Source organism: Jeotgalibaca caeni, assembly GCF_028863945.1.
Classification (GTDB): Bacteria; Bacillota; Bacilli; order Lactobacillales; family Aerococcaceae; genus Jeotgalibaca; species Jeotgalibaca caeni.
Map to the genome: position 1 here is coordinate 1 of NZ_JARBEA010000077.1, position 9281 is coordinate 9281.

Here is a 9281-nt window from a genome sequence, read left to right on the forward strand (position 1 = left end):
TGTATTGCCATCCCTATTATACTCCTGCACGTGATTTTCCGTCATGGCATAGAACGCGGAGCGTTCATAAAGTTTTTTGTGTACTTGTTCGAACTAGGCTTAGCTCGGACAAGTGAGACTGCTATTTAACGTCTACTTAACCGAACTGGCCCTAGTTCGGTTAAGTAGAATTTCTTTTTCAGTACGGTGTGCCAAAAATTTGTACTAAATACAAAAACTCACCATCATAATGAACCCCAATCCCGATTTCTTCATAGCGAGGCTCAATCATGTTTTCAAAATGACCTGGGCTCTCTACCCATCCATCAAACAAAAAACCAGCCATTTCTTCATCATCCATGTGATGGGTTCCCATCGCCAGGTTCTCACCCGCTAAAAAGTACGAGTATGTAAATCCGTCTTCTTCCAAGATACTCTGGAATTCCAATCCATTTGGCCGCGTATGGGAAAAACTCTCCGCTGATTCCAAGGCGCGTACGTCTGCAGCATCTTGCAAAACCTGGTTTTCCGTCAAAGGACCTGCACCATACTCCGCTCGCAACTGGTTGGTTCGTTCTAGAATCGTTTGGCGGATGAGCGGGATGTCAACTGTTTCGGGCGGTGCTTGGGGGTTGGTGATTAGAATGGTATCTCTTTCTGCCGAGTCGCTTTTTTCAGGAGCGACCGCTACCGACTCCGCTGTTGCTGGTTCAGAAAGACCTTGTAACCAGTCTTTTGCAACTTGTAATTGATTTTGTACATAGGACGTTTGGAATAAGAAAAATATAATTCCTATTGCCACCATCCACTTGAATAAAGTAGAGAGTAGTCTCTTCATCATGATTCCCCCAATCCTCTCTTTTATTATAGCAAATCACAGAAGCCCTTCAGTAGTGTAAGCCCTCTAAATATGCTATTCTAGCGATAAATAAATCGAAAGAAGGGAATGTGTATGGCGCGAGTAAGTGAATGGCAGATCATTGAAAGAAGAAGGGTACCGGTTCTATCAATCCGTTCAAAGATAACCTTAAAAGAATTGCAGAGCGAGATGGATGAAGCTCGAGAAAAACTCACGGCTTACTTGGAACATATTGACGAATTTCCGGCAGGTCCGTTTTATGTCATCTATCATTCGTTTTCCCCAGAAGAGGTCGACATGGAAGCCGGAATCCCAGTCCATCAACAAATCGAAGGACAAGAAGAAATCGAACCCGGAGAAAAGCGAGCAGGCCTTTTCTTGACGTGCTATCATCAAGGGTCGTATCGTTCCATTCCAAGAGTGTACCGCGAGATAGAGGAATGGCTAGAGGAGCATTCCTATGAGATGACAGGAGCTTCTGAAGAAATTTATTTGAACCATGATGTACCAGAGTCCCAACTCTTGACTCAAGTTCTTGTTCCGATTCAAAGACATACCGAATAGAAAGCGAGGAGAAGATTGTTGAATGAACAACCGCCAATCAAGGAAAACAAGATGGGGGTCATGCCGATCCACCGTTTGTTGATTAATATGTCCGTCCCGATGATGATTTCGATGTTGGTTCAGTCCCTTTACAATGTTGTCGATAGTATCTTTGTTGCTCAAATTGGTGAAAATGCCCTCTCGGGTGTATCGCTAGCCTTTCCAATCCAGAACTTAATGATTTCCTTGGCTGTCGGGTCTGGGGTGGGGATTAATGCGTTGGTATCCCGTCGATTAGGAGAAAAGAAAAATGAGTTAGCCAACCAAACTGCTGATAATGGTATTTTCCTAAATGTACTCCACTATTTTGTATTTCTGATATTTGGTTTATTTTTCGTACCTGCCTTTTTTGAAGGCCAAACGACAGACTCTGAAATTATTGCCTATGGTACGGATTATCTGGAAATCATTACGATTTTTGGATTTGGGAAGTACATGCAGATCACCTTTGAACGTTTACTGCAATCCACTGGTCGGACCTTTTATTCTATGATTTCCCAAACGACCGGGGCCGTCATCAACATTATCTTAGACCCGATTCTTATTTTTGGCTTTCTCGGTTTCCCAGCGATGGGAACAAGAGGGGCGGCGATAGCAACGGTAGTCGGTCAATCGTTGGCGGCTCTTATTGGTTTATACTTTAATCTGCGCTTCAATACGGAACTCAAGTTGTCCTTACAGAAGTTCCGTCCAAGTCTACCCATTATTAAAGGAATCTATGCCATTGGGGTGCCTTCAATTGTGATGATGGCGATTGGCTCGTTTTTGAATTTAGCAATGAATAACATTTTGCTTACCTTCAGCACAACTGCAGTTGCCTTCTTCGGTGCGTACTTGCGTTTGCAGAGTTTTGTCTTTATGCCCGTGTTCGGAATGAATAACGGAATGGTACCGATTATTGGATATAACTATGGTGCGAAGAAGCCCGACCGGATTAAAGGGGTAATCAAGTTAGGCATTAAATATGCTGTTGGAGTCATGGCTATTGGGTTGGTGGCGTTCCAATTATTTCCTGAAACACTGCTATCTTTCTTTAATGCTTCTTCGGAAATGTTACGGATTGGCGTTCCGGCTCTACGGATCATCAGTCTGCATTATTTAGTGGCAGGAGTCAGCATTGTTCTTTCCTCTATTTTCCAAGCGTTTGGCTTCGGTAAATACAGCCTTCTTGTTTCTATATCGAGACAACTGGTGGTGCTGTTGCCGGCTGCATATTTGTTGTCATTAACAGGAGAACTGACCAATATTTGGTGGGCGTATCTGATTGCTGAAGGAGTGTCTCTAATTGTCTGCTTGTACTTCGCGAAGCGCATTTATCAACAGCAAATTGAACCACTCTATGGGAAGGAAGCCTATCCTTATCAGTAGCATCAAAGAAAAAGTTACGCTATGATGAAAGAAAAAAATGAGGTGGCAGAATGGATCTTCAAAAGTGGGTAACGGTACTTTCGAACGTAGAAGGCATAGATGCCATTGTACTGGGTGGTTCCAAAAGTCGTGGAGAAGATGACCGTCATTCCGATACGGATATTGGCATTTATTATAGCCCAACAATCCAGTGGGATGACCTGGAAAATGCCTTGAAGATACTAATGGACCATGTAACTCTCCATGAAAAGGTACTGTACTTGCCAGGGGAATGGGGCCCTTTTGTAAATGGTGGTGCATGGCTAACCGTAGACAAAGACCCTGTTGATGTAATCTTACGAGATACAGAGCGGGTCGCTTCCGTCATTGAGGATTGTTTAACCGGAATCATTACAATTGAGAACCAGACCGGACATCCATTTGGCTTCGTTAATAGTATCTACGCCGCTGAGGTGCATGCTGCACACATCTTGTGGGAGAAGGAGGAAGGGAAACTCAGTCAATTGAAAGAATTGCTTCAGGTGTATCCTGCTAAAATGAAAGAGGCTGTAATGGAACGGTTTTTATTTGAAGCAGATTTTTCGATGGAAACAGCACGAAAACCAGCATGTCGCCAAGATATTCATTACGTTTTGGGCTGCTTTTTCCGAACGGTAGGGAGCTGGAATCAAATCTTATATGCGTTGAATGAACGCTATTTTATGAATGAAAAGGGTAGCTTGCAAGTGGCTAATGAGTTACCCATTCGACCTACTGCCTATACAGTAAGAGTCAAGCAAACGTATCAGTACTTTAGTGATCATCATCCGAGTCTTGCGTTTGAAGAGTATGACCTATTAAAAAGAGAAATTGAATATCTAGTTGAAACGCACCGGCAAGATGAGAAAAAGAAGTGAAGGTCATGAGATTTTGATGATGAAAACGTTGTTTGTGTTTTAATGCGTTGATATCCTCTTCCATTCACGTTAACATAGACTAGTAAATCAATCACGTTCGATTTTGGAAGAGGCTGCGAAAAGCATGAGTAGAGTTCGAAAGGGTTTTTCGCCGAAATGCAAGTTTTTGTATTGGGGTCCGTTTGAATAAGACGGACACTGCCGGAGTATCGTGCCCACCGATGCTTTGGAGTACTTCCTTAATTGAGGGCAAAAGGAACCGTCACGATGCCCTTTTGCGTATCGTGGCGTTTTTTGTCGCCACTTGCTTGAACGTCATTGAAAAATAAAATGATAAGGTGGAACGACTTTGGAAAAAAAGAAAAAAGCCGGATTTAAGATTCCGCACACGTACGTGTTATTGATTAGTGTCATGATTATCATGGCATTATTAACTTGGATTATTCCAGCAGGTCAGTTTGAACGAATTCAACAAGGAGATCGAACGATTGCTGTTCCGAATTCTTGGCAGGCTGTAGACCAAAATCCGCAGGGGTTCTTTGCAATCATTAATTCCATTCCGCGCGGTTTGGTAGAATCTGCTGAAATTTCATTTTTCATCTTCTTAATTGGTGGAGCTTTTACTGTTATTAGTGAGACGGGTACCGTCGAAGCGTTAATCTACAAGGTTTCCCAAAAGTTACGTGGAAGAGAAAGCTTGGTTATCCCGGTATTCCTTTTAGTATTCGGCTTGGCTGGAGCTACGTTAGGATTCTCTGAAGAAACCATCGTCTTTATTCCAATGGGTATTTCACTTGCTTTGGCGCTCGGCTTCGATGCGGTAGTGGGAATGAGTATCGTTGCAATCGGAGCGGCCATTGGGTTTAGTGCTGGATTCTTGAATCCCTTCTCGGTAGGGATTGCGCAAGGAATTGCGGAATTGCCGACCTTCTCCGGAATGGGACTACGGATTATCATGTTCTTCGTACTATGGATTGTCACGTCTCTCTTCATCATGCGTTATGCAAGCAAAGTGAAGAATGATCCAACCAAGAGTTTGGTGTATGCGGAATATCATGATGAGAACAACAAATCTACTCACAAAAGTGTAGAGTTGCCGGAAATGACACGCAAACATGCACTTGTAGGAATTATTTTCTTGTTAGGTATGATTCTCATTGCATTTGGTGTGATTAAGTATGGCTGGTACGTACAAGAAATTGGTGCCATTTTCATGTTGACAGGGATCTTGGCAGGTTTCGCTTACGGCTATGGTCCTTCAAAAGTTGCTGACTTGTTTGTAGCGGGAGCGAAGGACATGGTATTCGCTGCTCTGATTGTTGGGGTTGCTCGTTCAATCGTTATCGTAATGGAAGACGGTTTGATTATTGACACCATCGTTAATTCCTTGGCAAGCACGGTTGATGGGCTACCAGGTGCGATTGCAGCAATTGCAATGTACATCATCCAAATCATCATCAATTTTATTATTCCATCTGGTTCCGGACAAGCAGCTGCAACGATGCCAATTATGGTACCGTTAGCTGATGCTGTAGGAATTAGCCGTCAAACATCCGTAATGGCATACCAATTAGGTAGTGGATTCATGGACTCGATCATGATTACTTCCGGTGTGTTGATGGCTCAACTTTCTATCGCTCGTATCCCTTATAACAAATGGGTTCGCTTCTTAGGACCATTGATGGGAATCTGGTTGTTAATTGGAGCTGTGTTCTTAGTGATTGCACATTACACCAATTACGGACCATTCTAGATAACAGAGTAACAATCAAAGGCAGGGAAAAGGGAAGAGAAATCTTCCGTTTTTCCTGCCTTTTTTGTTCGATGCAGCGCATTGTTTTACGATAACCATCAGTCTGTCGACCATCGTATTTGCAGAAGGCCCCTCTAATTGGTTATGATATACTTATGAAAAAGAAAAAGGAGTGGAGTTTTATGGCTGAAGTAAATTTTGAAATTGTGAATCACATCGGGGTACTAAGTACTTCTAAAAACGGTTGGACGAAGGAATTGAATGTAGTAAGTTGGAATGGCGGTCAGCCTAAATACGACATTCGTGAGTGGAATGAAGACCATACAAAAATGAGCAAAGGCATTACCATGAATGAAGAAGAAATCGGGCAATTGCGTCTATTGATTATTCAATAGTTCCAAGAAGGAGTGGCAACCATGTTCCTATTTTTTGATGTGCTTCAATATCAAAAACAATTGGAATTTCATCAAACCATGACATGCCTTCATTGCGGTCACTTTGGCCGCTATGAAGTATTTGTCGTGGGCAGTCGGTTCCGGCTGTTTTTTATACCCATTTTCCATTTTGGGAAAAAGTACCTCGTTCACACAACATGCTGTGACACGTGGTATTTGTTAGACGCGAAAAAAGGGAAGGCAATCGCAAAAGGGGAGTTTGTTCAAATTGAAGAGGCTGATTTAGAAATGCACCGCCCTGGTCAATCTGCTACAGAACGTTGCTCGCACTGTGGAAGAGCCTATGATGCAGGCGCAAATTACTGTCCATATTGTGGGCATTCCTTATCAGAGTGAAGGAAATAAGAGGAGCTGTTACTGTGCGTAGTAATCGAGAAATACGTTTGATTGGTCGAGAAAATTTACGAGGGAACTATCTAGCTTCCATCGCAAACATCTTCCTAATGGGGTTGGCGGGATTTGCCTTGCAATGGGTTATTTTAAGTGTCACCGGGAATACATACAATGATTTTGGAGGCGGCAATGGCGATGATGTTGTTGCGCTTTTCTTCATGATTCTTGTAGGTCTGGCGAGTACCTTGCTATCATTAGGTTTCACATGGGGATTCCTGGATATGCATGATGGGGAACGGATGACCGTTGGACATCTCTTCCTGCCTTTTCAAAATCAGCCGCTAAAAGTAGTCGGATTTGTTTTTCTGAAAGGCATTCTGATCTACCTATGGACCCTGCTTCTCATTATTCCCGGAGTCGTAAAGAGTTATTCTTGGGCTATGGCGGAATATATTTATTATGACCATCCAGACATCCCAAATCGTCACATTCTAGCCAAGAGTGAAGAAATCATGCGCGGGAACCGTTGGCAATTGTTCCGTCTTGATTTCTTTTATATCGTGGCTTACATTGTTCCCATCTTGGTTTGGGGATTTGCTGTCTATATGGGATTTATAAATTCAGTATTAGAAGGGTATTTGGCTAATGAAGCCGGATTGGCTTATTTGTTCTGGGCTTTCTTGAGCGGGGCCATTTTAATGGTTGGAATATCGATATTGAGCTTTATCATTGAGCCGAGAAGATACGCGGCTCGTGCGGTATTCTATACCGAGCTAGTGGGAATTGATGAGGAAGAAGACGAAGAGTTAACAGATTTCTAGAAACAGACAGAGACGGGAGTAATTGTTCCCGTCTTTTTATATATTTATTTTTAGGACCCTACACAAAATAATTTTAGTTATGATATGATTTACATAATACTAAAGCGCTAGAAGGTGAGGGCATGAAACAACAAATGAGTATCTACGAAATGATTATGAAAGAACGGGAACAAGCCCCTTTATTGCCCTATTCCTTTCAGAATCCAGAGACCGCTGGCCGTGAAGATACCCTATATATTTTAATGATGGACGGCATCCCTTTTTCCCAAAAAGAAGACATAGCGCTCGAATGTACGCAAATTCTTCGCAAGGTCATCCAAAAAGAAGAAGCGTGGCCAAGTGACGAATGGACGGAATTCTTGAAGAAGTTCCCGTTACGATTGTTCTTCATTGAATTGAGGGAACGACTTCGTACGTTGATTGAAGAAGGATTTTTAGCGGCACAAGACGTGCACCGTTTGGGGATGGAACTCACTCGTACAAGTGACAATCCAGAAGAAGTGAAATTAGGAATTATCTTACTTGGGTTTCATGCCCATGATTTAACGAAGCAAATTTTCAGAACCTTAGGCTATCACAGTGACTATACCATTTATGTAGCAGAGAGCTTGCGACATTCCCATTTTAAGCAAAACGAATTTATTTTTGACCTCGCTCAAAATACAGTTGGATATGGGAAGCTCGCTGCCTTGTTTTTATTAAAACCAATGACAGAGCCTCAACAAAAATGGTTTCTGCGAGAAGGCGTGAAGAGCACATTTTTATCGAATGTGTATGTCAGTGTCGCGCTCCAAAAGGCGGATATCCGTTCCTATTTGTATCAAACAGAAATTACCAAAGAAAACTACAATGATATGATGTATATTCTTGCTTACCGGGAACCGGGAGAAGAAAAGGCGGTTAGTGACGAAATGCTGGCATTTATGGGCCGAGTAGTCGAGAACTGTGCGTACACGAATACGTTTATCGGCGAAGCCGCTTTGGTGATGATTTGGCTACAGATTATTGAGAGTTGGAAGCAAGATTATCATCTGCTGGATCAGCAACTAGACGAGAACGATCCTCTCAGCCCTTATTGGGAAGAACGGTTCCATGCATATGAGACGATTATCCGTCTCATCGAAGTCTTCTTAAATAAACCGAAATCGAAAAATCTCGTCTTGAAAGAAATGGCAAGTCCAAGAGAAACAGATTTCTTATTAGTAAATACGATTCAGTTTTTAGAAATGAAGCCTGAAATGAACGCATTCTTACCCGTGTTGATGCACAATCCCTTAGGCCTAAACTTACTCGACTTGTTCCTCGTCCATCACCCAGAGACCTATTTCTACGATGTCTGTCGCTACCTTGAACAATTACTGACCGAAGATCTTTTCCAGTTACCCTTAAAATTCAAGGAACAAGAAGAAATAGAAACAGGAGATTTATTAAAGGTAAATCTATGGTTGGAGCGGTTGCTGCAATCGATGATTGAGAAGGATTTGTATGATGAAGAATGGTGCATCACGGCACTCTATTACTATCAACCGAAGATTCGTCGCTTGGCCCTACAAGCATTGAAGAAGTACAGCGATGAATGGGATTTGGAAGAAGATATTGAAGCCGCACTAGAAGAATTATTCGAGAAAGAACAAAACAAAAAAAATCTCCGATTACTAAACCAATTGCTAAACGCTGATGCAGAAATGGAAAAGGAGAAAAGATATTTGGTTGTTGGGAATCCGGTAACACAAGCTTCTCCAGTAGACAAAAAATTAATGAATACCCATATAGCAGGGATGCGTTATCATGATTTGACCATCGTGGAAGGACTCGTGAAAAAAGGAAAAATCTTACAGCTCGTTCGAGAACCTGAAAATGAGCAGGACCAATTTGCTATTGCCATTACGCTTGAGAATGGATATTTAATCGGCTACGTACCTCGCGTCGATAACCGGGTACTTGCTACCTTATTGGACAGCGAAGAAGTGCTCTATGCTTATTTTGAAGCAGAAGAGCTTGAAGAAGACGATGCTACCATTTCGATCATGTTGCGCAAGAGCAACCCATCTCCTATTCCAGAAAAAGCAAAAATTGTTGATAATATTGTACAGTTCCCTAAGAAATAATTAAAAAGCTGCTTTCACTCTAGAAGTTCTGGTATGCTATCCGTCAATAGGACAGTGAAATATTTTAACAGTTTTATAGACTGCCTCCCTGTTATGGAGGCAGTTT

9 protein-coding genes and 1 riboswitch are annotated in these 9281 nt (G+C 42.2%); of the genes, 8 read left to right on the top strand and 1 reads right to left on the bottom strand.

Annotated features, from left to right (window positions below; all coding sequences use genetic code 11):
- Positions 1–178: 178 nt before the first annotated feature.
- Entirely contained in the window at positions 179–817 is a 639-nt protein-coding gene (locus PVE40_RS11775) for a CAP domain-containing protein (RefSeq protein ID WP_274732142.1), read from the bottom strand.
- A 114-nt stretch (positions 818–931) separates the two neighbouring features.
- On the opposite strand from PVE40_RS11775, the gene PVE40_RS11780 reads away from it, so the two are divergent.
- From PVE40_RS11780 to PVE40_RS11815, 8 genes are all read left to right on the top strand, one after another.
- A complete protein-coding gene (locus tag PVE40_RS11780; RefSeq protein ID WP_274732143.1) occupies positions 932–1402 on the top strand; it encodes a GyrI-like domain-containing protein in 471 nt (156 codons plus the stop codon).
- Between the two features lie 18 nt (positions 1403–1420).
- The gene (locus PVE40_RS11785) at positions 1421–2809 is read left to right on the top strand and encodes an MATE family efflux transporter (RefSeq protein ID WP_274732144.1); all 1389 of its coding nucleotides are present in this window, start codon (positions 1421–1423) and stop codon (positions 2807–2809) included.
- 50 nt (positions 2810–2859) lie between these two features.
- Positions 2860–3705: a nucleotidyltransferase domain-containing protein gene (locus PVE40_RS11790; RefSeq protein WP_274732145.1), complete on the top strand. Its 846-nt coding sequence runs from the start codon at positions 2860–2862 to the stop codon at positions 3703–3705.
- A 99-nt stretch (positions 3706–3804) separates the two neighbouring features.
- Positions 3805–3950: riboswitch (Lysine riboswitch) on the top strand.
- Positions 3951–4054: 104 nt separating this feature from the next.
- Positions 4055–5458 carry a YfcC family protein gene (locus PVE40_RS11795; RefSeq protein WP_274732146.1) on the top strand — a complete coding sequence of 468 codons (1404 nt, stop codon included), beginning with the start codon at positions 4055–4057 and terminating at the stop codon, positions 5456–5458.
- A gap of 182 nt (positions 5459–5640) precedes the next feature.
- Positions 5641–5853, top strand: coding sequence for a YdbC family protein (locus tag PVE40_RS11800; protein ID WP_274732147.1), 213 nt, complete (start codon positions 5641–5643; stop codon positions 5851–5853).
- A 21-nt stretch (positions 5854–5874) separates the two neighbouring features.
- The gene (locus PVE40_RS11805) at positions 5875–6249 is read left to right on the top strand and encodes a zinc ribbon domain-containing protein (RefSeq protein ID WP_274732148.1); all 375 of its coding nucleotides are present in this window, start codon (positions 5875–5877) and stop codon (positions 6247–6249) included.
- A 23-nt stretch (positions 6250–6272) separates the two neighbouring features.
- A complete protein-coding gene (locus PVE40_RS11810; RefSeq protein ID WP_274732149.1) occupies positions 6273–7067 on the top strand; it encodes a DUF975 family protein in 795 nt (264 codons plus the stop codon).
- Positions 7068–7189: 122 nt separating this feature from the next.
- On the top strand, positions 7190–9175 hold the full coding sequence (locus PVE40_RS11815; protein WP_274732150.1) for an HIRAN domain-containing protein: 1986 nt from the start codon (positions 7190–7192) through the stop codon (positions 9173–9175).
- Positions 9176–9281: the final 106 nt, after the last annotated feature.

Excerpts from the sequence above, each read along its gene's own strand:
- PVE40_RS11790 (WP_274732145.1), top strand. The coding sequence starts at position 2,860 with ATGGATCTTCAAAAGTGGGTAACGGTACTTTCGAACGTAGAAGGCATA.
- PVE40_RS11780 (WP_274732143.1), top strand. The coding sequence starts at position 932 with ATGGCGCGAGTAAGTGAATGGCAGATCATTGAAAGAAGAAGGGTACCG.
- PVE40_RS11805 (WP_274732148.1), top strand. The coding sequence starts at position 5,875 with ATGTTCCTATTTTTTGATGTGCTTCAATATCAAAAACAATTGGAATTT.
- PVE40_RS11800 (WP_274732147.1), top strand. The coding sequence starts at position 5,641 with ATGGCTGAAGTAAATTTTGAAATTGTGAATCACATCGGGGTACTAAGT.
- PVE40_RS11815 (WP_274732150.1), top strand. The coding sequence starts at position 7,190 with ATGAAACAACAAATGAGTATCTACGAAATGATTATGAAAGAACGGGAA.
- PVE40_RS11775 (WP_274732142.1), bottom strand. The coding sequence starts at position 817 with ATGAAGAGACTACTCTCTACTTTATTCAAGTGGATGGTGGCAATAGGA.